This is a genomic window from Rhizobium sp. ZPR4 (assembly GCF_040215725.1).
Classification (GTDB): Bacteria; Pseudomonadota; Alphaproteobacteria; order Rhizobiales; family Rhizobiaceae; genus Rhizobium; species Rhizobium rhizogenes_D.
Map to the genome: position 1 here is coordinate 346,175 of NZ_CP157969.1, position 20,817 is coordinate 366,991.

At 56.9% G+C, this 20,817-nt stretch carries 23 protein-coding genes and 1 pseudogene; 11 read left to right on the top strand and 13 right to left on the bottom strand.

The annotated features are described in order from the left end of the window. Positions 1–91 precede the first annotated feature (91 nt). Entirely contained in the window at positions 92–796 is a 705-nt protein-coding gene (locus ABOK31_RS29415; RefSeq protein ID WP_349962814.1) for a pentapeptide repeat-containing protein, read from the top strand. 105 nt (positions 797–901) lie between these two features. Here ABOK31_RS29415 and ABOK31_RS29420 read toward each other — a convergent pair. The 5 genes and pseudogenes from ABOK31_RS29420 to ABOK31_RS29440 all read right to left on the bottom strand — a co-directional run. Continuing rightward, positions 902–985: pseudogene (locus ABOK31_RS29420) on the bottom strand (phospholipid methyltransferase); the annotation flags it as partial. Between the two features lie 611 nt (positions 986–1,596). After that, positions 1,597–1,854, bottom strand: a complete 258-nt coding sequence (locus ABOK31_RS29425) for a hypothetical protein (protein ID WP_350019315.1) — start codon at positions 1,852–1,854, stop codon at positions 1,597–1,599. Between the two features lie 354 nt (positions 1,855–2,208). Then, entirely contained in the window at positions 2,209–3,453 is a 1,245-nt protein-coding gene (locus tag ABOK31_RS29430) for an acyltransferase (RefSeq protein ID WP_349962448.1), read from the bottom strand. A 28-nt stretch (positions 3,454–3,481) separates the two neighbouring features. Then, positions 3,482–3,727, bottom strand: a complete 246-nt coding sequence (locus ABOK31_RS29435) for a hypothetical protein (RefSeq protein WP_349962449.1) — start codon at positions 3,725–3,727, stop codon at positions 3,482–3,484. Between the two features lie 72 nt (positions 3,728–3,799). Further along, positions 3,800–5,251, bottom strand: coding sequence for an alkaline phosphatase family protein (locus ABOK31_RS29440; RefSeq protein ID WP_349962450.1), 1,452 nt, complete (start codon positions 5,249–5,251; stop codon positions 3,800–3,802). 606 nt (positions 5,252–5,857) lie between these two features. Between ABOK31_RS29440 and ABOK31_RS29445 the strand changes: the two genes are divergently transcribed. The 6 genes from ABOK31_RS29445 to rpsU all read left to right on the top strand — a co-directional run bounded on the left by ABOK31_RS29445 (position 5,858) and on the right by rpsU (position 8,047). Continuing rightward, positions 5,858–6,007: a hypothetical protein gene (locus tag ABOK31_RS29445; RefSeq protein WP_016553206.1), complete on the top strand. Its 150-nt coding sequence runs from the start codon at positions 5,858–5,860 to the stop codon at positions 6,005–6,007. Between the two features lie 84 nt (positions 6,008–6,091). Beyond that, positions 6,092–6,589: a BON domain-containing protein gene (locus ABOK31_RS29450; protein WP_349962452.1), complete on the top strand. Its 498-nt coding sequence runs from the start codon at positions 6,092–6,094 to the stop codon at positions 6,587–6,589. Between the two features lie 198 nt (positions 6,590–6,787). Continuing rightward, positions 6,788–7,015 carry a DUF4160 domain-containing protein gene (locus ABOK31_RS29455; protein ID WP_349962454.1) on the top strand — a complete coding sequence of 76 codons (228 nt, stop codon included), beginning with the start codon at positions 6,788–6,790 and terminating at the stop codon, positions 7,013–7,015. Beyond that, positions 7,008–7,418 carry a DUF2442 domain-containing protein gene (locus tag ABOK31_RS29460; RefSeq protein ID WP_349962456.1) on the top strand — a complete coding sequence of 137 codons (411 nt, stop codon included), beginning with the start codon at positions 7,008–7,010 and terminating at the stop codon, positions 7,416–7,418. Before ABOK31_RS29455 ends, ABOK31_RS29460 begins: the two co-directional genes overlap by 8 nt. Before the next feature lie 229 nt (positions 7,419–7,647). Further along, on the top strand, positions 7,648–7,803 hold the full coding sequence (locus tag ABOK31_RS29465; protein WP_350019316.1) for a hypothetical protein: 156 nt from the start codon (positions 7,648–7,650) through the stop codon (positions 7,801–7,803). A gap of 40 nt (positions 7,804–7,843) precedes the next feature. Further along, positions 7,844–8,047 (top strand): 30S ribosomal protein S21, encoded by a 204-nt coding sequence (rpsU, locus tag ABOK31_RS29470; protein ID WP_349962458.1) that lies wholly within the window; start codon positions 7,844–7,846, stop codon positions 8,045–8,047. A 227-nt stretch (positions 8,048–8,274) separates the two neighbouring features. Here the strand turns inward: rpsU and ABOK31_RS29475 are convergent, their stop codons facing one another. The 5 genes from ABOK31_RS29475 to ABOK31_RS29495 all read right to left on the bottom strand — a co-directional run bounded on the left by ABOK31_RS29475 (position 8,275) and on the right by ABOK31_RS29495 (position 11,654). After that, positions 8,275–9,618, bottom strand: a complete 1,344-nt coding sequence (locus ABOK31_RS29475; RefSeq protein ID WP_349962459.1) for a sorbosone dehydrogenase family protein — start codon at positions 9,616–9,618, stop codon at positions 8,275–8,277. Further along, complete coding sequence (locus tag ABOK31_RS29480) at positions 9,615–10,064, bottom strand: DUF2231 domain-containing protein (protein WP_349962461.1); 450 nt, start codon at positions 10,062–10,064, stop codon at positions 9,615–9,617. The genes ABOK31_RS29475 and ABOK31_RS29480 overlap by 4 nt, the downstream gene beginning before the upstream one ends. 225 nt (positions 10,065–10,289) lie before the next feature. Next, the gene (locus ABOK31_RS29485) at positions 10,290–10,487 is read right to left on the bottom strand and encodes a hypothetical protein (protein ID WP_174172252.1); all 198 of its coding nucleotides are present in this window, start codon (positions 10,485–10,487) and stop codon (positions 10,290–10,292) included. Positions 10,488–10,497: 10 nt separating this feature from the next. Then, on the bottom strand, positions 10,498–10,680 hold the full coding sequence (locus ABOK31_RS29490) for a hypothetical protein (protein ID WP_234910211.1): 183 nt from the start codon (positions 10,678–10,680) through the stop codon (positions 10,498–10,500). A gap of 116 nt (positions 10,681–10,796) precedes the next feature. Next, positions 10,797–11,654: an SDR family oxidoreductase gene (locus tag ABOK31_RS29495; RefSeq protein ID WP_349962463.1), complete on the bottom strand. Its 858-nt coding sequence runs from the start codon at positions 11,652–11,654 to the stop codon at positions 10,797–10,799. Between the two features lie 263 nt (positions 11,655–11,917). Here ABOK31_RS29495 and ABOK31_RS29500 point away from each other — a divergent pair, with 263 nt between their 5' ends. Together ABOK31_RS29500 and ABOK31_RS29505 are read left to right on the top strand one after the other, a co-directional pair. Continuing rightward, complete coding sequence (locus ABOK31_RS29500) at positions 11,918–12,355, top strand: PPC domain-containing DNA-binding protein (RefSeq protein WP_349962465.1); 438 nt, start codon at positions 11,918–11,920, stop codon at positions 12,353–12,355. A gap of 88 nt (positions 12,356–12,443) precedes the next feature. After that, complete coding sequence (locus tag ABOK31_RS29505) at positions 12,444–14,537, top strand: catalase (RefSeq protein ID WP_349962467.1); 2,094 nt, start codon at positions 12,444–12,446, stop codon at positions 14,535–14,537. An 86-nt stretch (positions 14,538–14,623) separates the two neighbouring features. Here ABOK31_RS29505 and ABOK31_RS29510 read toward each other — a convergent pair whose 3' ends face one another. The 3 genes from ABOK31_RS29510 to ABOK31_RS29520 form a co-directional block, all read right to left on the bottom strand. Then, complete coding sequence (locus ABOK31_RS29510) at positions 14,624–15,712, bottom strand: DNA topoisomerase IB (protein ID WP_349962469.1); 1,089 nt, start codon at positions 15,710–15,712, stop codon at positions 14,624–14,626. Positions 15,713–15,855: 143 nt separating this feature from the next. After that, entirely contained in the window at positions 15,856–17,643 is a 1,788-nt protein-coding gene (locus tag ABOK31_RS29515) for a thiamine pyrophosphate-requiring protein (RefSeq protein WP_349962470.1), read from the bottom strand. 174 nt (positions 17,644–17,817) lie between these two features. After that, entirely contained in the window at positions 17,818–18,078 is a 261-nt protein-coding gene (locus ABOK31_RS29520; RefSeq protein WP_174172246.1) for a hypothetical protein, read from the bottom strand. Positions 18,079–18,209: 131 nt separating this feature from the next. Between ABOK31_RS29520 and ABOK31_RS29525 the strand changes: the two genes are divergently transcribed. After that, on the top strand, positions 18,210–20,180 hold the full coding sequence (locus ABOK31_RS29525) for an ABC transporter ATP-binding protein/permease (protein WP_349962472.1): 1,971 nt from the start codon (positions 18,210–18,212) through the stop codon (positions 20,178–20,180). A gap of 280 nt (positions 20,181–20,460) precedes the next feature. Further along, positions 20,461–20,817 (top strand): hypothetical protein, encoded by a 357-nt coding sequence (locus ABOK31_RS29530; RefSeq protein WP_349962474.1) that lies wholly within the window; start codon positions 20,461–20,463, stop codon positions 20,815–20,817.

The window sequence follows — 20,817 nt, forward strand, 5'->3', positions numbered from 1 at the left end:
GGCGACCCCATCCCTCTCCCTCGAATCTAGGGATGGGGTCATTTACTTTACGGCTCCGGCAACACGAAGCCTAAACGAAAGGACGACAATGATGGAAGCAATTGGGACAGACGATCCATTCGATCATATTCTTGAGGAACGCACGCTCAGACGCTCCGAGATTGCGCCGCTTGCCGCTACCGGATGCCGCGTGCGGATTGTACGGTGTGACCTCGAAGGGGCTGATCTGACCAGGTTGGCACTGCGGAGGTGGCGATTTGAGGATTGTCGGATGATGCGCACCGAATTTGACGGTAGCACACTCGAAGAGGCCGTCTTTCAATCATGCCGCGGCGGCTTTTCCAGTTTCGTGGGTGCCGATCTCGGGCAGCTCCTCATAGAAGGTGGAGACTTCAACAATGCCAACTTCCGGCGCGCGTCGCTGGGTCACGCACGTCTGGAAAGATGCAAGATGACTGGTGCGGACTTCACTGACACGAAGACGCTCGGTATCCATCTGGAAGAAGTTCTGCTGTCGCTCGCAAAGATGCCCAAAATATCCTTCCGAAAGGCGATCTTGAAGCGGGTGGATTTCAGCGACGCCGACCTTCACGACTGCGATTTCCGAAACGCTGTTTTCGAGGGATCCTCTCTCAGGGACGCGAACCTGGTCGATTGCCGCTTTGAGAACGCCGATCTCCGCGGAGCAGATCTAGGGGGCATTAAATTGAACGATGCCAAGCGCTTCAAGGGGGCAGTCATCTCGCGCACTCAGGCGGCGGACCTCGTCGCGCAGCTAGGCCTTCGAGTTTCCTAGACCACCGATCTTTTCCTGCATAGGCGCCGCGTCCTCAGCCCCGGCCCCTTCTTGTTCGTCCAAGGATCGCTCATCCGCTCCATCGCCAATAGTTCAGACGGATATGCGTCTGATCTCATACACCGATGCGGGAGGGATGTTGCACCACGTCGCGCCGATCCGAACAGCAGCAAGGCCCAGCCTTATCAGGGTCTCCTCCGGACAGAAAGAGCAACAAAAAAATCTTCAAACCGTGATTTTTAGGTCACGATATCAAATTGATAGACACATTTCCTGAAGCTGCCTTATTGCTCGTTTCCGGCTAAGATACCACCAGGATACCACCGAAATTCCGTTGAAGGCGCAGCACCATTATATTCGATAAGACTAATGCAATCTCATGTGGTTGGTAATACTCGCTGAGAAAGCACCACCGTTCGCAGTTTCTTCTAGCCCCGAAAGGGCGCTAGGCGCCATCAACCTAACGGCCTGCGGCTTGTGTGCATGATGAGGCGGCGGCGTTTCATGCACCCTTGGCAAGGGGTCAATGTGAATCGGCACAGTGATTAGAGGCAAATCGGCGTTACAAGGTGTTGATATCTAAAACATTGGCGGGGTCATTGCGCGACGCCGATTCACACTCAGTGCATAGCGGAAGCTCTGCTTGAACTCACGGACAACTATTTGGATACGGTCATAGGTGCCATCGAGATGGATTCGCCTTCGACACAATTGCATTGATCCGGTATCGGCGTTTCGGATCCAGGAACGTTATTCATCCGATAGCGGGATTGTAGTATCGCAGCAATTGCAAAGCGCCCTCAGGTTTCGACGAGCAAGGTGATGACGGCTACGCGGTTGCCCGACGAATCCTCAAGTTCCACTGGCGTGCTCGGAGGTGCTTTCGCGTTGAAGGCAAAGGTGGCTAGCGCCATGGCAACAGCTCTGCAGGCCGTCAATTGATCTTCCTCTTCAATGTGGCTTTTCGCCAAAATACGTTTCGCTTCATCCCGTACCTTGAAATTGTATCGCGCCATTGGCCACCAGAGTTGCGTCGTATCTCCGCAGATATATCGCATATTCTAATGTATTCAATGGTTGTGGCCATCTATTAAGTTGGGCAATATAAAGTGGTAGTCAATAATCGCCTATGCTCGAAGAATCAGGGCATCTTAAACAGCCGACCGCGCCTACGAAGCGCGTCCGCGCCCATCCTTTCGGGCAGCTTAACTAAACCCTCGGTAGATGACAGAGTGTTCTTCGCCGGTTTGGACGCCACCCCCAATTCGGCTCATGCAGTGTCCGACGGCGCTACGCCCCCAATCAAAGCGTCGTCGGACGCTTCAACATCCAATTTCCGCTGCGGCGGCTTTGCGATGCGTTGCACGTCATCGGCTGCCGCTTGCTCCACAATCCCATCGGCACTCCAACATTCACAGTATGGCGCGTAGCCCCGGAACGCGTCGAGCCAGCAATCCGACGACCAGAAAGCTGGCGACCACGCCGACGAGGCTTGCCATCAGGAATTTCCATTGCGGGGCAATGGTCCAATCGTGCATCACGCGGGTCACCGCGATGAGAACAGGGGCGTGCAGAACGTAAACGCCGAAGGCATTCCGGCTGAGGAACCTCGTCACCCGACCCTGATAGTCGAAGAGGTCACGATACAGCACAACTAATCCTAGGCTGAGCGAGGCACAAGTTGCCGATCGCCAAAAGTCCATGCCTGCCGCCTGCCAATGCCAACCACCGCCATAATCAGCCAGCCGACCCTCGAGGGCTCCTCCAAAGACGACGATCGCTGCCCACAGCGCGATGCTCGCAAGCAGCCCTCCTACCAACCAGCGCCGTCCCGCACCGCTCGAAATCTGTCGCAGCCAATCGCCACGCCACGCCGCAACCCCGGCGGCGAACATGAAGGGGTACTGCGGCGCGTCGTGAATGTCGATGTTGAGGATGGTGAGGCCCTCAGGCGCCAGCAGCCCAACCGCGAACGTCACCGTGCTCATCACGATGACAAAGCCTAGCACAGGAGCAAGGCCCGGTACCGACCGGATGGAGGGCTGGCCGATCTGTCGGAAGCAGCAAAACAGGGCAAAGCAGCAGGAAAACAGCAACAGCACCAGGCAGAACCAGAGCGGGCCGGAGCCGTCGAGAAGTTGGCCGTTGGAGAGGTGGTGCAGCCAGTCCTCTGCGAAACATCGGTGCGGCTGCGACCACCATGATCCCGCCACGTAATACTCTGTCAGCGGCCCAATCAGCCCGATGTATAGGAGGAGTGGTATGCCGAGACGATACAGCCGTTCCCGTATGAAGCCGACGACGCCGCGGCGGGCGACTATACCGGCGGCAAAGTATCCGGCGATGCCGAACAGCAGCCCCATCGAGACTGCGTGCTGAAACGACTGGTAGGCCGCAAAGGCCACCTTGGTAACCAAGCCCAGCGGCGGATGCTCGCGGTAGTACCAGCTTCCAAACGGCGAGTAGGTGACGGCGGCGTGCATGACCACAACCATGCTGATCGCCGACCAGCGCAGATTGTCGATATAAATGAGTCTGTGGGTTGTCGGTGAAGCGGGTTCCATCATATTCGCATCTCCTTTGCTGGAGGCGAATATGATGTCCGAGGCCGAACCGGTCGCGCCGAAAGTCGCGATCAGGATCGCCGAAATCTGCAAAATCTGGCCGTTTTCAACAATCGGTGCGTCAGACCGGCTCCGCAAGAGCCCGTTTAAGGGATTCGCTTGGCGTTTCTCCGGTTTGCACGTTGAATGCCCGATTGAACGGACCGATCGACTCGAAGCCGGTATCCACCGCAATCATCAAGAGCGAGAGGCCATACACGAACTGGCGATAGTCTATCGGGAAATGATTGGGAGTGATGATCCGACCGTATCCAGGTTTAATTTCGGCTCGAACGTTGGCGAAGCCGCCGGCCAGAAAGTGTTTCATGCCGATGTTCATCCGATCCCACATCGATCAGGGGAAGTTGAATTGCCACGCAGTCCCTCTGCCCTGTCGACCTCACACGGTACGGAACAGTGCGCCGAGGCGAGACTTGATGTACGTGATCGAGGATGCCACGTCTTTGGCGATACCGTCGGGAACGCCATTAAGGCCCTGCGATAAGGCTTGCATTTGCTGACCGATGAAGCTGCTTGCTTCAAGCGCTGCGCCGGTTGCGCCATTTTGCATATTTGCTGCAAACTCGAGTAGTGCTGCCTGCATTCCGTTTGGCGGTGCTATCCGCGCTTGAGCAACGTCGGCAGGCGACGCGCTGTAGGGTGTGGCATCGAGCCATTCCGGCCCCGGATTGTCTGGAGTCGCGAGGGTCAGAGCAATCGACAAGTCTGGCGCGATCGCATCGCGTTTCGTCAAAGGTAGTCCCAAATTGGGAAAGCGTTTACGCAACGTCGCGATGATGGATGTGTGATCAAAAGGCGTGTCGTTTTGCGGTCGCAGCACCGTACCCTCAGGAACGTAGGGCGAGACAATAACAGCGGGCACACGCACACCATACCGACTAAAATCGAATGCGGCCCCGGGTCGTCTTGGCTCCGGCGGTTGTGCCGGCGGAGGCGGAACGTGGTCATAGCATCCGCCATGTTCGTCATAGGTAATGATGAGAAGTGTTCGCGCCCACTCAGGGCCATTGCGAACCGCGTTATAAACGTCGGCAATCAGCTGCTCGCCAAGAGTTGCCACATGGGGTGGATGCTGATCGTTCGGCAATGATACGTCGGCGAAGTAGCGTGGCTCAATAAACGAGTAGGCAGGCAAATCTCCTGTTTTCGCGTCCGTCAGAAATTCGTCGAAAAGTCGAAAACGATTTAGTGAAAGCGAGAGCTTCTGAAGCGTGATCGATTGCGGCACGTCATGGAAGTAGATGTTCCAACCGCCGGGTAATTGCGCATCGTCGATGCGGTTGTAAATCGTCGGCATCTGGTATGGGAAGTGAACAGGGGAATTGTTCTCATAGCCATTAGCGGTAGCAGTATGCACGAAAAAGCGGTTCGGCCAGGTCTGGCACGGGGCGGAAGCAAACCAGCGATCACATACGGCGAACTGCCGCGCCAGTTTGCTGATCACGGGAACCTGCTCGGGCATGAAATAATGCATCACACTGGCGGGATCATAAACTCCGGGCGAGTGGGCTGCCTGAGCCTGATAATTCTTCACAAAGCCGCTCATATCAGGCTTCGCTCCGGGCCTTGGTAAGCTCATGCCGAACAGCTGCATATTGATGTCAGTCCAACTCTCCCCCGGATCGGGAGCAGGTATGGACATCGTCGCGTCGCTGGAGCCGGCTATATTGTGAACAGCGTATGCAACACCCGCTGCGTCGAGATTGGTTTCGGAACCTGACAAGCCATCAAAACCCGGTGATTTGGGATAGAGTTTGCCGAGCATGCTGTCGAAAGATCGGTTTTCCAGCATGAGAACGACGATATGCTCGATCTGATTGAGTGCGCTCATTGTATGGCCTTTGGACGATAAGGTTGGGAAGGCTATCTCCAGAGTTGCTGGCACGCGCCGGTTTCTCGCCGGTCCGGCGAATACTCATCAATTTAGCCGGAACGTCAAATCAGAACGGGGGCGCCGGGTCGCGAGCATCTTGTCCTGCTCATATGGCGGCACTTCACATTGTGTTTGCACCGCATCCGGGCGGAGCGCAGACTGCCTGGAATTGCCGCCCAGGTCGTCAACTGCGATGTGGTTGCGGTCGCGGAGTCGAACCGCCTGATCCAGCACAGTTGCCGACGAGCGCCCGGCGCTCCTAACCGCATCTCTCCCACTCTAGAAGTCAGTCCCTGAAATCTACTGCGGATACGACGGTTTTTCAGCTGTCTAAATGGCTAAACCACGTGCAACTTTCGTCCAGCCTTCTGCGGTGGGGTCTACGGCAGCGGTTGAGCGGCGATCCCGAGTTCATCAGACAATCGCAAGCCAGTACGCGACTATTTCATGAACGTGACGTTCCCCACGTTCCGCCTTTGGACACAAACTGTATAGTCAGCGACCTCGGCTCGCTCGGAACCTGAGCTACTCCTGGAAGTTATATCCCTGGAAGGAGAAGCTGCCATGATCCGCAAACTAAAATCGGGCGAATATCGTCTTTACTCGCGCAAGGTCGATCCCAAGACGCATAAGCGCAAAAACCTCGGAACCTTCAAGAGCCGAGAGGCGGCCGAGAAGCATGAGCGTGAGGTGCAGTATTTCAAGCACCACTAGCAGATCGGCAAATCCGCATATGGCCATCTGTGAAACAAAATTCGAGCTATCCGGTTTATTGAGTTGGAGAAAAGGAGAGTGGCTATGACGCAGCCTCGCAAATCCAAAATCCTGCCACGAGAAGAGGATTATCGCGACTATCAGGATCGCGACAATCGCGATGGCTGGCCGTATTCGGATGAGAGCGGTTTGAGTTCGCCCGATCCGGAAAAGCGGGGATATGGCACCACCCCGGCAAATTTTGACGAGGAACCCAATTCGGGCGTGATTGGGGATACCGCAGACGCGGACGGGCTCGAAGAAGATACGGCCCACACGATTGGGCCACTTCCACCCAGCCGCATCGATGACGATGAACTGGAAGCGACGATTACCGAGCGGCTCATTGAGAGCAAGGACATCGATGCAGACAGCATTGAGGTTCATGCAGATAGCGGTGTCGTAACATTAGAAGGCAGCGTCGAAACGCAGGCGGTTGCCGAACAGGCGGAAGCTCTCGGGCTGTCTACCCCTGGTGTCGTCAAGGTTCACAATAATCTCAAAACGATCAGCGTTGATTCCCATATTCCGCCAGATGTATGACATGCGGCCTCGCGTGTCATAGAAGTTCGGAAAAATGGTGCCTCCTTCTAGCCCAGCCACTTACTCAAATGTGGAATCGATTTGTGAGGCGGTTCCACATCACCGCAAAGCTTCGTCGGTGCCATTTCGCGTTCAAAAGCTGGCAGTCGAGTGCCTTACCGCTCTTGAAAAACCCAAGTTGTTAGGTTATTTTGGAGCATGGTCACCGTTCTCCGCGAAGCAGGAATGCGATTTGTCATTTACACGGATGACCACGAACCGGCGCACACCCATGTCTATGGAGATGGGGAAGCCCGCATCAATATCCTTGATCTCACCGTGTTATCGAACCGGGGAATGAAGAAGCGGGATTTGAGCGTCGCCCTTGCCATTGTCCAGGCGAACAAGCGCCTGTTCATCGAGAAATGGGAGAGCATCCATGGGTGAAGTTACCTTTGAAGATCGCCACTACCGAGACGCTACCCTGAAGGGGGAGGCGGAACGCGCCCGCGCGCCGATCCCGGCATCAGCCCGATTCGATGAAACATCCGGCCGCATCGTCGTGGATTTCACCAACGGCGCTGCGTTCATGGTGCCCGCCCGATCGATCCAGGGCTTGGAGAATGCGACCGTTGCGCAGTTGGCGGAGGTCGAGCTTCTCGGCGAGACCGGACTGCACTGGGAAAGCCTGGACGTGGATTTCACCATCGCCGGACTGATGAACGGCATCTTCGGGACCGCGAAGTTCATGGACGCGCAGCGCCGAGGCGGCCAATCCCGATCAGCCGCAAAGATCGAGGCAAGCCGTACTAACGGTGCCAAGGGCGGACGCCCCCGGAAGAACGGCTAGGGGCGCTTGCAGGTAAGTGGCTGGTCCTTGTAGCATCGCCATTCGATATCCATCTACTTTTGCGAGAACTACGGCTCCTCTCCTCCGTTGCACTGCAATGGCCGACTAGGCCTTAATCGCCCTGGTCCTTTAAGCGGTCCGTTCTTTGCCCTCCGTTCGATAATGTGACGGGCGTTTCCACTATCCGTTGACTTCAAGGCTGGCCCAAGGGCCGGCTGAGGAGATTCTATTGAACAAACCAAACCTAATTGCCGCGTCCGCGGCGGCGAAACCGCGTGAGCTCGGTGAGGCTGACAAGAGGCCTGACAGCAAAAACTGGAAGCCCTATCCCTGTTTGCTGACCCGCAGCGAGCTTCAAAAGCTGATCGCCGAGCAACTCGGTTGACGACCATCCACTTACCATTGGCGATAATAAGGAGAACAAGATGCTGGTTCTCGTAAGAGACAACAATGTAGAGCAGGCGCTCAAGGTGCTGAAACGAAAGATGCAGCGCGAGGGTCTGTTCCGGGAAATGAAGGAACGGCGCGCCTACGAAAAACCGTCGGAGCGACGTATTCGGGAAAAGGCGCAAGCTGTCAATAGACATCGCAAAGTCATGCGGAAAAGGATGGCGCGCGAGGGCCGCTGATAAGTCAGTCGGACCCCACATTTCTCAAACCGGAAAATTACGACGCAGTGGTTGATACCTGTCAAAGCGGTCTTCGCTGCGGTGAGACTAGCCCGGCATCAGCATGGCCTGATCCTTCTTCACATCAAACCGCACATCCAGCCGAGGATTGCTGTTCAGCAACGGCCTACCGACACCCACGGGACGCGAGCTAGGCCTTCCCTTTCCGACATTGCCGATGATCGGATTCACGGCGCTACCGGAGCAACGCGCCAAACCGTGTTACCGACGTCGTCGGCAATCAACAAAGCGCCGGCTTTCTCGACCGCCAGGCCTACCGGCCTGCCCCTCGCCTCGTTGTCGGCATTCAAAAAGCCGGTCACGACATCTTGCGGAAGGCCTTTGGGTCGACCCTCGGCGAATGGCACGAAGACGACCTTATAGCCGTTGAATTGCTGGCGATTCCAGCTCCCATGCTCCCCGACGAAGGCACCGCCGTGATATGCCTCTGGCAAACTGGTACCGGTATAGAAGGCCATGCCCAGAGGCGCGACATGCGAACTCAGCGCGTAATCCGGAACGATCGCCTTCGCAACCAGATCTGGTCGTTGCGGCATGACCCTCGGATCGACATTCTTGCCAAAATAGCTATAAGGCCAGCCGTAGAAACCGCCCTCCTTCACCGAAGTCATATAATCGGGCACGAGATTGGGACCTAGTTCATCGCGCTCGTTGACGACCGCCCAGAGGGCGTGCGTCTGCGGCTCGAAGGAAAGACCATTCGGATTTCTCAACCCATCTGCGAAGATGCGATGGCGACCCGTTTCTCTGTCAACCTCCCAGATGGAGGCACGGTCCATTTCGGCCTGTATGCCGTTTTCGGTGATATTGCTGTTCGATCCGACACCGACATAAAGCAGCGACCCATCGGGGCTCGCGACAAGGCTCTTGGTCCAATGGTGATCAATCGGACCACCTGGCAAATCGGTAAGTTTTGTTCCCGGATCGGGGATGCTCGTCTCCCCTGTCTTATACGGATAACGCACGATCTTGTCTGTCTCCGCGACATAAAGGTCGCTACCGACAAGAGCAACGCCGAAAGGGGAGTCGAGATGATCAAGAAAAACGCTCTTCGTTTCGGCAACCCCATCCCCATCGGCATCGCGCAACAAGGTTATGCGGTTGCTTCCTTCGTTGTTGCCGGCAGATGTCGCCATCGACTCGATCCAGCCCATGATCAGATCCTTGGGGCGTTTGAACGACGCCGCCGGCGGCGCTATGGATTCCACGGCAAGAACATCGCCGTTCGGCAGCACATAAACCGAACGCGGATGCTTCAATCCCGTCGCCAGCGCCTTGATCTGCAGCCCTTCTGCTACCTGCGGCTTTTCGCCGTTTTGCCAGCCGATCACCTTGGCGACATGCATTGGCGGGATGAGATATTGTGTCTGTGCCGGCAGTATTGGATTTGGTCCGACCTGATCCTTCGGATCCTGTTCGTTCTGACTGCAGCCAGAAAGCGTGAGGATTGTGCCGCAGATAAGCGCAGCGAAGGAGAGAGGCGCAGTTGGTTTACCTGTCCTGATGTTCATCTTTCAACTCCTGGACCTCTGCGGTAAATCAATGCCTGCCTTATCCAGCCGCTAAAAAGGACGAGCACGACCACCAGGGATGAAAGGATAAGGCCGGTCGGAACGACGGAAGTCCATGCATCCCTGCTGTGAACCAGCGCATTGAAGAACGACAGAACAAGGATAAAGGCATTAGAGATCGAATATAGCCAAACTGGCCCGCGCATCGGGGAAAGGCGCCGGCCGAGGGCATCGATGATCATGGCAATTATGGCAAAAAAACCGAACAGAAAGCCAACTGCAAGCAGCCAAGCGGAAGCGTCCGCCCACATCATTTCAGCCGTTCCCCAGTAAGCCAGGTCCGTTGCCAATGTCCCGAGGAAACAAACCATTGGGATTGGAATGATGAGCGAGTGAATGGGGCGATGTGGAAGCGGATCGATAGCCCGAAGATCTTGATCGACCATGTCGGCGTCTCCAATATTTATTCCTGCGAGAGAGCACCCGCCAAACATTTATTGATATGTTTTGTTCCGGGCGAACACCCGGAACGTTGGAGGCCACGGCGAATCCTGAACTCAAACTCCCGACGAGGAATCCAACGGGCCGCCGGTTCAAGCTGGCCCGGGCTGAATTGAGGCATCGGGATTCCGCTCGGCTTCGAAATGAGCGGAAACTCAACCCTAGCTCGCCTATTTGCCACCTTTGCGCTTGGGATCGTGGCTATGATGGCGATCCCGTTCGCCGCCTCCGCCCGAAACCTTGCTGCGGTCTCGCTTGTCGGGCTCGGCCGGCGGCTTAGAAATGTTCAAGGGCGCCTTGGCATTTTCATGGGATGCTCCGGGACCGCCCTGGCGAATGCTGGCTGGTGTTTTGGTCGACGTGGACATTGGCACCTCCCTATCGATCCTGTTGATGGCCCTGGTGGCTGGTGTTGATCCTGCTATTTCCCTGCTGACCCTTCTTGTCGGGATCGACGGACATGTCAGGCTTATGGGGATCGGATATCGATGGTTTGGCATGATCGCCGACACCCTTATCGCTTCGATTTTCCTCGGGAACCGGTGGTGGTCTGCTGTTCATCATTTCCTCCTGTCATCTTTTCGCTGGAAGCTATGGATGATCTACGTCATCAGCGAACCGACAGATCGAACCGCTTCCCGCCCGGAATGTTCCTGCAATGAGCACCTTGGCCGAAATCAAAGGATAGGCTTGCCTCCGGTGACGGCGATGGTGGCGCCGGAAACATAGCTGGAGAGCGGATCGGCGAGCATGACATAGGTCGTCGCCAGTTCAGCCGGTTGACCTGGTCGCTTCATCGGCACCTGTTTTCCAAAATTCTCGACCGCCTCCGACGTCATCGTAGACGGGATCAGTGGCGTCCAGATAGGTCCGGGCGCGACGGCATTGGCGCGAATGTGCTTTTCCGCGAGCAATTGCGCCAGCCCGGCGGTGAAATTCTGGATAGCCCCTTTCGTCGTGGCATAGGCGAGCAAAGTCGGGTTCGGAGTATCCGAGTTGATCGACGCCGTATTGATGATGGCGCTGCCCGGTTTCATGTGCGGTACGGCCGCCTTGGTCAGATAGAACATCGCATGGATATTGACCTTGAAGGTCAGTTCCCACTCCTCGTCAGTGATATCGCCGATATCGTGAAATGTCGCCTGATGCGCGGCATTGTTGACAAGAATGTCGATCCCTCCAAGTTCAGTCACCGCCTTTTCGATGATGTCTCGGCAATGGGTGGGCCCCTGAATATCCCCGGCCACCAATACAGCCTTGCGGCCGGCATCCTCGACCCATTTTTCGGTCTCGCGAGCATCGTCGTCCTCACTCAGATAAGCGATCAGGATATCGGCGCCCTCGCGCGCAAAGGCGATCGCGACCGCGCGGCCGATGCCGCTGTCACCGCCGGTGATGACAGCCTTCTTGCCAGCAAGCCTGCCCGATCCGCGATACGTCCTTTCGCCATGATCGGGCGTCGGGCGCATGGCAGCCGTACAGCCTGGCATGGGCTGCTGCTGTGACGAAAATGGCGGTTTCGGATATGTGGACATGCGTTTCCTCCTTGTCGGGTGGTTTCGCTCGGATCATTTGCCCTCTAACCTTCGCAAGGCCTCACGGTTCCTGTCGCAATGTAGAATTCTCGACCAAGAAGGCATTGTGTCACCCAGCGGAACCTTCGAGCCCCGACTTTGTTTCAACCCGTCGACCTTGCGATGCTTCCTGAGGTCGGCAAATGAATGTGCCGGGGCTGCCATCAACGGCAGGAGCAGCCTCGGCACGCGCAAATCGTGATAGCCAACATGGAGGCGATGCCATGCATCATAAGAAGATCGAACTTCAAAATGGGCAAAGGACCTATGTCGTCGTTCTCGACACGAATGAAGAGGCATTCTCCACGCTTGCCGCATTCGCAACCGAACAGGGTTTGACCGCGGCTTCGATCACCGCAATCGGTGCCTTTGAAAGGGCGACCGTCGGCTGGTTCGATTTTGCCGGTCGCAGCTACCGCAAGATCCCCGTTGCCGAGCAATGCGAGGTACTCAGCCTGATCGGTGATATTGCGATGGGCGATGATGGCAAGGCGAGCCTCCATCTCCATGCTGTCCTCGGCCTCAAGGATGGTTCAACGCTCGGCGGTCACTTCCTCGAAGGCATCGTGCACCCGACCTTGGAAGCAACCATCGTCGAAACGCCAGTTGAGCTGCATCGTCGACATCAAAGCGATCTCGGCATCGCACTGATCGAGCTTTGAGATTGCCGGTCGTCAACCTCCAGACAGCAGGAACATTACGGACCGGGAGAGGTTCGGTCAGCGGTTCCGGCGGCAAAAGGAGGATATCATGGCGACGGAAAAGCGCTTCGAAACTTCACGCGGCAGCGGCGGCGAGACACATCAGCACATCCCCGAAAGCGGTCCTCATGACGGCACGGAGCACCTGACGACCAATCAGGGCATCCGGGTTTCGGACAATCAGAACAGCCTGAAATCCGGTACACGCGGCCCGACGCTGCTTGAAGACTTCATCCTGCGTGAAAAGATCTTCCATTTCGACCACGAGCGCATTCCCGAAAGGATCGTGCATGCCCGCGGTTCGGCCGCGCATGGCTTCTTCGAGCTCTATGAGCCGCTTTCGGACATCACGAGCGCCGATCTTTTTCAGCGCAAAGGCGAAAAAACGCCGGTTTTCGTCCGTTTCTCCACCGTTGCCGGCGGCGCCGGCTCAGTGGACACACCGCGCGATGTCCGCGGCTTTGCGGTGAAGTTCTATACCAAGCACGGCAATTGGGACCTGGTCGGCAACAATATCCCAGTGTTCTTCATTCAGGATGCGATGAAGTTTCCAGACCTCGTCCATGCCGTGAAGATGGAAGCCGACAGAGCCTATCCGCAGGCGGCCTCTGCACATGACACCTTCTGGGACTGGGCGTCGTTGATGTCGGAATCCACACATATGCTGATGTGGGCGATGTCGGATCGCGCCATTCCCCGCTCGCTACGCATGATGCAAGGATTCGGCGTTCACACTTTTCGCTTCGTCAACGAAGCGGGCAAGTCGACATTTGTAAAGTTTCACTGGAGGCCGAAACTCGGGATTCAATCGCTGGTCTGGGACGAGGCGCTGAAGTTGCAGGCGGCCGACAATGACTATCATCGCCGCGATCTCTTCGAGGCGATCGCCGCCGGACATTTCCCGGAATGGGAATTGGGTCTGCAGCTATTCGATGAAGCCTTTGCCGAAAGCCTTCCCTACGATGTTCTGGACCCCACCAAGATCATTCCCGAAGAAGTTCTGCCGCTGAGAATGGTCGGGCGCCTCGTCCTTGATCGCAATCCCGACAATTTCTTTGCCGAGACCGAACAGGTGGCGTTCTGCCCGGCCAACATTGTGCCGGGGGTCGATTTCACCAACGATCCCCTGCTGCAGGGGCGTCTGTTCAGCTATCTCGATACGCAGAAATCCCGTCTCGGGACAGCCAATTTCCATCAGTTGCCGATCAACGCCCCCAAATGCCCCGTCATGAATTTCCAGCGCGATGGGCAGATGCAAATGCAGATCCCGAAAGGCCGCGCCAATTACGAACCGAACAGCCTTGGTGAGAACGGCGAAAACGGCGGACCGCGCGAATGTCCGGTGACGGGTTTCGGTACCTATGAGCATCAGGCAGATGAAAGTGAACACGGCGACAAGCTGCGCGTGCGCGCCGAACTCTTTGCCGATCATTACAGCCAAGCGCGTCTCTTTTGGAAATCTCAGACACCGTCCGAGCAGGCTCACATCGCATCAGCCTTCGTCTTCGAATTGTCAAAGGTACAATTGCAGCATGTGCCGCCACGCATGGTCGGAAACCTGATGAATGTTGACACCAGCCTCGCCGGTCGGGTTGCCGCGGGCCTGGGGCTTGTCGGGCCGACCAGGAACTCGCCGGCGCGCGAACCGATCGAACTCGATGCATCTATGGCCCTCTCCATTCACAGGAACATGAAAGAGACGTTGGAAGGGCGCGAGATCGGAATCCTGATCGCCGCGGGAAGCGACGCCAAGGCGATCTCCGATCTCGTCGTTGCCCTGAACGCTGCCAAGGCAAAACCCTTCATCGTGGCGCCGAAAGTCGGGGAAACGAAACTTTCCGACGGCAATACGATCCGCGCTGACGGTCAATTGCTCGGTTCGCCATCGCAACTTTTCGACGCAATCGCCGTCATCCTTTCCAAGGAAGGAGCAGCGTCCTTGATGAACGAGGGAGCGGCCATACAATGGGTGATGGACGCATTTGGGCACTTGAAGGCGATCGGCCATGACGCGGCAGCCAAACCGCTGTTCGATAAGGCCGGCATTCAACCTGATGCCGGCATCGTGGATCTCGGCTCCTTCATCGGGGCAGCTTCCAAGCGATATTGGGACCGCGAGCCCCGTATTCGAATGCTTGCTTGATTGCCGCGCATCCTTGATGTCGCCGATAATGCCTCCGTCGGCGACCAGGGCGACACCTGCCGAGCCCTCTGATCGGCAGGTGTCGTTCAGCTATGCGGAAGGACGCGGTCTGTCGTCCGGTTCTTGAGCCATCGGTGAACCCGAATTTCCTCCAAATCCATCCACTGCGAAAGCCGTTCGCTCCTTGTCCTAAACTTGAGGACATCACCAAGCACGCCCGCCCTGAAGTCTTCGAAGACCGCCGGGTGGATGTAGGAGGACTTGCAGACGGAACGGGTGTTGACGAGTCTTGAGGCCACCGCATCGGCCGCATCATTGATTTGGCGCGCTATCGCCCGCCCGGAGGCCTCGACGTCGAGGGGAGCCAAAATCGCGACAGCCATGCAGGTCGCGCCCCAGGTCCTGAACTGGCGCGAGCTGAAGTCAGTCCCAACTGTCTCCTGAATGTAGGCGTTGACGTCCTGTGACGAGATCTGGCGGCAGTCGTTTTCATCGCAGATATATTTGAAAAGCTGCTGTCCCGGCAGTTCCTGCAGGCATCGCACGACATTGGCGATGCGGCGGTCGTAGTGGACCAGATTCCATTCCTTGCCGGATTTGCCCTTAAAGCGAAATTTGACTGCTGAACCTTCCACCTGCACATGCCGGCTTTTGAGTGTGGTGAGCCCGTATGATCGATTTGCTTCGGCGTATGCCGCATTGCCGATCCGAATGTAAAGATTGTCCAGCATCCAGACGACGGTCGCCAGAGCCTTTTCCATAGTCAGACCTCGGGAGCGCAAATCTCTATCCACCCGCTGCCGGAGATCCGGAAGGCCGCCCGCGAAATCCACGAGACGGTCGAACTTCGCGCGGTCTCGTTCGGACTGCCAATCCGGATGATAGCGATATTGTTTGCGACCGCGCGCATCCGTTCCAATAGCCTGAAGATGGGACAGAGGATTCGTGGAAATCACGACGTCCGTATAGGCAGGAGGTATCGCCAATGCGTCCAAGCGCGCGACCTCGGAACGGCCCACAATCCGGCGACCGCCAGGCGAATAGTAGAGAAATCCATGCTTTCCCGGCTTTCTGGTAATGCCGACGTCAAGGCAGGGAATGTAAATCAAAGCGGACGTGAGCTTCGCTTCCGCCGCCGCCGCGGCAACACCGACTTTGGATAGCATCCGGTTCATGCTCGAATAACGCCGATTGATGAAGCGGGTTCCGTGGATGCGAAAAGCCCGCTGCGCGCCAACCGAGACAGTCTTTAGTTTGGCGCCTAGCCGCTGCTGCGATTCGGAGCAGCGTCTCTTCCGGCTTTTCGATTATTCAATAACTATCGGCACCCCGGAAGGAAGGCGCTGAGCGCTTGCCTCAAAGTACCTTTGACGACACCGCTCTCCTCGGGGTCTCCTTTCAACAAGGCAGCACTCAGATTGCGCATCTGCTCAAAGGTGATGTGCGGCGGCATCGGTGGCGCCTCCGGATCGGTCTTGACCTCGAGCACGACGGGCCGCTCCGAAGCGAGCGCCTCGTCCCACGCTGGCCCCAACGCCTCTGGTCGATCGACAAATATGCCATGCAGGCCGATCATATCGGCAAAGCGATGATAGGGAACGTCGGGAATACGCTGCGATGCTTCGAATTTAGGATCGCCTTCCATGACGCGTTGCTCCCATGTCACCTGATTGAGATCCTCGTTGTTGAAGACGCAGACGATCATTCGGGGATCGGGCCAGCTCCGCCAGTATTTCGTCACGGTGATCAGCTCCGCCATATTGTTCATCTGCATCGCCCCATCGCCAACGAGAGCGATGACGGCACGATCGGGATGGGCCACCTTGGCGGCGATCGCGTAAGGGACCGCCGCTCCCATGGACGCAAGGCCGCCGGAAAGCGACGCCATCATGCCACGCCGCAATCGAAGATCGCGGGCATACCAGTTGGCGCACGAGCCGGAATCACTGGTGACGATGACCCCGTCGGGAAGACGGGGTGACAGTTCCCAGACGACGCACTGCGGATTGACGGGATTGGCTTCGACATGGGCTCTCGCCTCCAGCGTCCGCCACCATTCGCCGACCCTTTCCTCGATCTCCTTGCGCCATGAAAGATCCTGCTTCTGCTCAAGGAGTGGCAGGAGAGCCTGCAAGGTTTCCCGCGCATCGCCGACAAGGTTCACGTCCATGGGATAGCGCAGCGAAAGCATGTCGGGCCGGATATCGATCTGAACGCCGTGTGCATCGCCTTCTTCCGGCAGGAATTCCGAATAGGGAAACCCGGAACCAACCATCAGCAGCGTATCGCAGTCCCGCATCAAATCCCAGGACGGTTCGGTGCCCAGAAGTCCGATTGAGCCGGTGACCCAGGCGAGATCATCCGGCAGGACCGCCTTGCCGAGCAGGGCTTTCGCCACCCCTGCCCCCAATCGATCGGCAACCGCGATCACCTCTTCGGTGGCACCGAGGGCGCCGGCACCAACGAGCATCGCAACCCTCTTTCCGGCATTCAAGACCGACGCGGCACGTTTCAGATCGATCTCATGTGGCACGGTTCTAGGCGCGACATAGCCAATGCCTGACATGACCGAGCCATGTTTGCGCGGCGGCGTCTCATAACGGATTTCCTGAAGGTCATTCGGCAGGATGACAGCGGTGACGGTTTTGTTTGCAAGGGCGATGCGTGCTGCCCGGTCGATCAGGTGACGCACCTGCGAGGGGGCAGACGCCTGATCGACGAAATCGCCCGCGACGTCCTTGAAAAGCGAGGCAAGATCCACCTCTTGCTGGTAGTGGCCGCCGATCGCGCGACGAGCCTGCTGGCCAACGAGCGCCAGCACGGGCTGATGATCCAGTCTTGCATCATAAAGGCCAGTCACCAGGTGAGTGGCGCCGGGCCCGGAGGTCGCGATGCATACGCCGAGCTCGCCCGAGAACTTGGCATAGGCCGATGCCATGAAGGCGGCCATTTCCTCATGACGGGCCTGAATGAACTCTATTTTGCCGTTGGCCCGGTTCAATGCGCCAAAGAGACCGTTGATGCCGTCTCCGGGATAACCGAAAATGCGCCGCACGCCCCAATCGTAAAGGCGCTGCACAATGAAATCGCCAACTGTCTTTGCCATGATCCATCTCCGCTTGTTGGGCGTCATCAGGACGCGTGGCGATCCAACAAGCAGATACGTTTTATGTTCCCGCTACCGTGCTCGACGATAGGGGAGCCCGGCAGCGGAGCAGCCAATACATCGACTCATTGCTAGAAATGCCGAAGCCGAATACGCTACTGCGATCTTTAGTCGTCACGATATATCTTCGAACCGGATTTTCTGACCGTCGAGGTAGCCATGCTCGTAAGCCTTGGCCTGTTCGCTATTCTCGGGATAAGGGTTCTTTCTGTTTTCCGCTTCGCATTTTCCAGCCTCGACTCCCTGTTCATACGCCTTCTTTTCGCTCTCTGAAGCCGGAAGACGTGGCGATTGCTCGGGATAGTATTGTATCGGATTCGGTAGCCCAAGCGCAGGTGCGAAGACTGAGCCTGTGATCGGCGTTTGCGGGCACATAATAAATTCCTCCTGACTTTGAAACGCTATTTGCGGTCGACGGTTCCCTGAACCATCACACAATCTGTCGACAGGACGCGTTCATCATTCGAACGGTGAAACTTTTTGAATTTTGGCCCGTTTTTGTGCTTATGACTGATGCTAAATCCAGTCCGAAATTGGCCGACGATACCAAGTCGGCTGATGTAGAGAGGTCGCCCCAAGAGAAGAGTTCGACTGCCGAGGTCGAGCTGCCGCCAGATATAGTCGAACCCGACCCCGATTTGACCCCCGAGGAAACCGAGCGGGCACGGAAAAGCTATCTTCTCACGCGTTTCTGGATCAGCGCGCGCGGCTATTGGAGCCGCCGTGGCGACCGCCTTGCCTGGCCTTGCTCGATCGGACTGCTTTCGTTAATCGCCCTCAACGTATGCTTTCAATATGGGATCAATATCTGGAACCGCTCGATTTTTGACGCCATCGAGCAGCGCAACGCTCATACGGTCTATTTCCTAAGTGTCGTGTTCCCACCGCTGGTGCTCGGCAGTGTCGCGCTCGTGACGATACAGGTCTACGTTCGCATGATGATCCAAAGACGATGGCGTTTCTGGCTCACGACCGCTCTCATCGCCAGATGGCTCGACAACGGCCGTTATTATCAACTGAATCTCATCGGCGGTGACGACCACAAGAACCCCGAGGCACGTCTCTCTGAGGATTTACGGATCGCCACGGAATCCCCGGTCGATTTCATCGCCGGCGTTATCTCCGCCTTCGTGTCAGCTACGACCTTCATCGTGGTGCTTTGGACCATCGGCGGCGCGCTGACCTTCCAGATCGCCGGTTCAGTTTTTACAATCCCAGGCTTTCTCGTCGTCACCGCGGTCCTCTACGCCGTCATCACGTCCACCTCGATGGCTGTCATCGGCCGCCATTTCGTCGAAGTTTCCGAGGTCAAGAACCAGGTGGAAGCCGAATTTCGCTACACGCTGACGCATGTCCGCGAAAACGGTGAGAGCATCGCATTGCTCGGCGGTGAAGAGGAGGAGCGCAATGACCTCGAGCGGACCTTCGGCAATGTCCTGAAACAGTGGGCGCTGCTCGCCCACCAATATATGCGCACGACCCTTGTGTCGCAGGTGTCCATGTTGATTGCACCTGTTGTGCCCATCCTGCTTTGCGCGCCGAAATTTCTCGAAGGCAGCATGACGCTCGGTCAGGTCATGCAGGCTGCCTCCGCCTTCGCCATCGTTCAGACCGCATTCGGATGGCTGGTCGACAACTATCCGCGCCTTGCCGACTGGAACGCGTCGGCGCACCGCGTCGCCTCGCTCATGACGTCGCTTGACGGATTGGAGCGCGCTGAAAAGAGCGATTCCCTCGGACGCATCAAACACGGTGAAACCGAAGGCGAAGCGATGCTACGCCTCAACGATCTCTCCGTAACGCTGGACGACGGCACCTCCGTGGTCAAGGAAACGGAGGTAGAGATCGATCCGGGCGAACGTGTTTTGGTTGCCGGAGAGTCTGGCACGGGCAAAAGCACGCTGATACGGGCAATTTCCGGTCTCTGGCCGTGGGGTCATGGCAACGTCAACGTCCATCCCGATAGCCGATTGTTCATGTTGCCCCAGCGGCCTTATATACCGTCGGGCACGCTTCGCCGGGCCGTCGCCTATCCACGTGCGGCCGAAGACTGGACGCTGGACGAGATCAAGTCCGCCGTTGAGAAGGTCGGTCTCGACTATCTGAACGATAAGATCGAGGAAGACGCGCCGTGGGACCAGACGCTGTCGGGTGGCGAAAAGCAAAGGCTCGCCTTTGCGCGTCTTCTGCTACACGATCCCGATATCATCGTGCTGGATGAGGCAACTTCAGCCCTCGATGAGAAGAGCCAGGACAAGATGATGGAGATGGTGATCCGCGAATTGCCCAAGGTCACCATTATCAGCGTCGCACATCGAGCCGAGTTGGAAGCTTTCCATAGCCGCAAGATTACGCTGGAGCGCCATGAAGGTGGCGCAAAGCTTGTCAGCGATATCGATCTTGTTCATCGCCAGAAAAAAGGGAACCTGCTTTTGCGGCTGTTGGAGGACAGTAGACCATACCGAAAGGCAACTTGACCTCTGATAAAGAGGGCGGCCCCAAGATCGGCCGATGTTGCGCTACTTGGCAATTGTGGAGCACCGTGAGCATGGGCGCCCTTTCGCGTAGTTTCCTGAATTCGTGGCCGGCGTCCAAATCACGCGCAGCAAAGCAGCAAAAGCCTGCTACTATCCGCTCATAGATCATATATGCGCGAACGACGATCTTGTGCTTGTTCGCACCGACGAAGCGCGTCTATCTATGACGATAGGGATCGCCGGGCTTTCGTTTGCCATGGCCTATGGCGGGAGGGACCAAATGCGCCGCTATCATCACCTTGTCGAGGGCATTCTTCGGCCAGAGGAAATCGACAGTCTACAAAGAATTTTCGATGTCGTGATCGCTCAGCCGTGGTTCAACTTCAACGAAGTGAACCGTGAAGCCTTTGCGGCGGAGCTTATCAAGCTTTACCGAAGCGGTGTGATCGACTTTGTCAAACTTCATCAGCTTGCCGCCGTAACCGCCATCGGCTCTTTTAGCCGTGACATGCCTGAGGAAGAACGGAGGGCTCTCAGCCTTTTTTATGAAGGGCAAATTGATTGGGCTGATGGCAAAGAGCCTTTTGCGCAGAGCGCAGCACCAAGAAAGATCAACGACAACCCGAATGAGAAATAA

What these genes read in the sequence shown, in the direction of transcription:
- ABOK31_RS29505 (WP_349962467.1), top strand. Translation starts at nt 12,444, where the DNA reads ATGGCGACGGAAAAGCGCTTCGAAACTTCACGCGGCAGCGGCGGCGAG.
- ABOK31_RS29515 (WP_349962470.1), bottom strand. Translation starts at nt 17,643, where the DNA reads ATGGCAAAGACAGTTGGCGATTTCATTGTGCAGCGCCTTTACGATTGG.
- ABOK31_RS29450 (WP_349962452.1), top strand. Translation starts at nt 6,092, where the DNA reads ATGACGCAGCCTCGCAAATCCAAAATCCTGCCACGAGAAGAGGATTAT.
- ABOK31_RS29495 (WP_349962463.1), bottom strand. Translation starts at nt 11,654, where the DNA reads ATGTCCACATATCCGAAACCGCCATTTTCGTCACAGCAGCAGCCCATG.
- ABOK31_RS29520 (WP_174172246.1), bottom strand. Translation starts at nt 18,078, where the DNA reads ATGTGCCCGCAAACGCCGATCACAGGCTCAGTCTTCGCACCTGCGCTT.
- ABOK31_RS29500 (WP_349962465.1), top strand. Translation starts at nt 11,918, where the DNA reads ATGCATCATAAGAAGATCGAACTTCAAAATGGGCAAAGGACCTATGTC.
- ABOK31_RS29440 (WP_349962450.1), bottom strand. Translation starts at nt 5,251, where the DNA reads ATGAGCGCACTCAATCAGATCGAGCATATCGTCGTTCTCATGCTGGAA.
- ABOK31_RS29530 (WP_349962474.1), top strand. Translation starts at nt 20,461, where the DNA reads ATGCGCCGCTATCATCACCTTGTCGAGGGCATTCTTCGGCCAGAGGAA.
- ABOK31_RS29460 (WP_349962456.1), top strand. Translation starts at nt 7,008, where the DNA reads ATGGGTGAAGTTACCTTTGAAGATCGCCACTACCGAGACGCTACCCTG.
- ABOK31_RS29435 (WP_349962449.1), bottom strand. Translation starts at nt 3,727, where the DNA reads ATGAAACACTTTCTGGCCGGCGGCTTCGCCAACGTTCGAGCCGAAATT.
- ABOK31_RS29475 (WP_349962459.1), bottom strand. Translation starts at nt 9,618, where the DNA reads ATGAACATCAGGACAGGTAAACCAACTGCGCCTCTCTCCTTCGCTGCG.
- ABOK31_RS29485 (WP_174172252.1), bottom strand. Translation starts at nt 10,487, where the DNA reads ATGTCCACGTCGACCAAAACACCAGCCAGCATTCGCCAGGGCGGTCCC.
- ABOK31_RS29510 (WP_349962469.1), bottom strand. Translation starts at nt 15,712, where the DNA reads ATGAACCGGATGCTATCCAAAGTCGGTGTTGCCGCGGCGGCGGCGGAA.
- ABOK31_RS29490 (WP_234910211.1), bottom strand. Translation starts at nt 10,680, where the DNA reads ATGAACAGCAGACCACCACCGGTTCCCGAGGAAAATCGAAGCGATAAG.
- ABOK31_RS29525 (WP_349962472.1), top strand. Translation starts at nt 18,210, where the DNA reads ATGACTGATGCTAAATCCAGTCCGAAATTGGCCGACGATACCAAGTCG.
- ABOK31_RS29415 (WP_349962814.1), top strand. Translation starts at nt 92, where the DNA reads ATGGAAGCAATTGGGACAGACGATCCATTCGATCATATTCTTGAGGAA.
- ABOK31_RS29480 (WP_349962461.1), bottom strand. Translation starts at nt 10,064, where the DNA reads ATGGTCGATCAAGATCTTCGGGCTATCGATCCGCTTCCACATCGCCCC.
- ABOK31_RS29445 (WP_016553206.1), top strand. Translation starts at nt 5,858, where the DNA reads ATGATCCGCAAACTAAAATCGGGCGAATATCGTCTTTACTCGCGCAAG.
- ABOK31_RS29455 (WP_349962454.1), top strand. Translation starts at nt 6,788, where the DNA reads ATGGTCACCGTTCTCCGCGAAGCAGGAATGCGATTTGTCATTTACACG.
- rpsU (WP_349962458.1), top strand. Translation starts at nt 7,844, where the DNA reads ATGCTGGTTCTCGTAAGAGACAACAATGTAGAGCAGGCGCTCAAGGTG.
- ABOK31_RS29425 (WP_350019315.1), bottom strand. Translation starts at nt 1,854, where the DNA reads ATGCGATATATCTGCGGAGATACGACGCAACTCTGGTGGCCAATGGCG.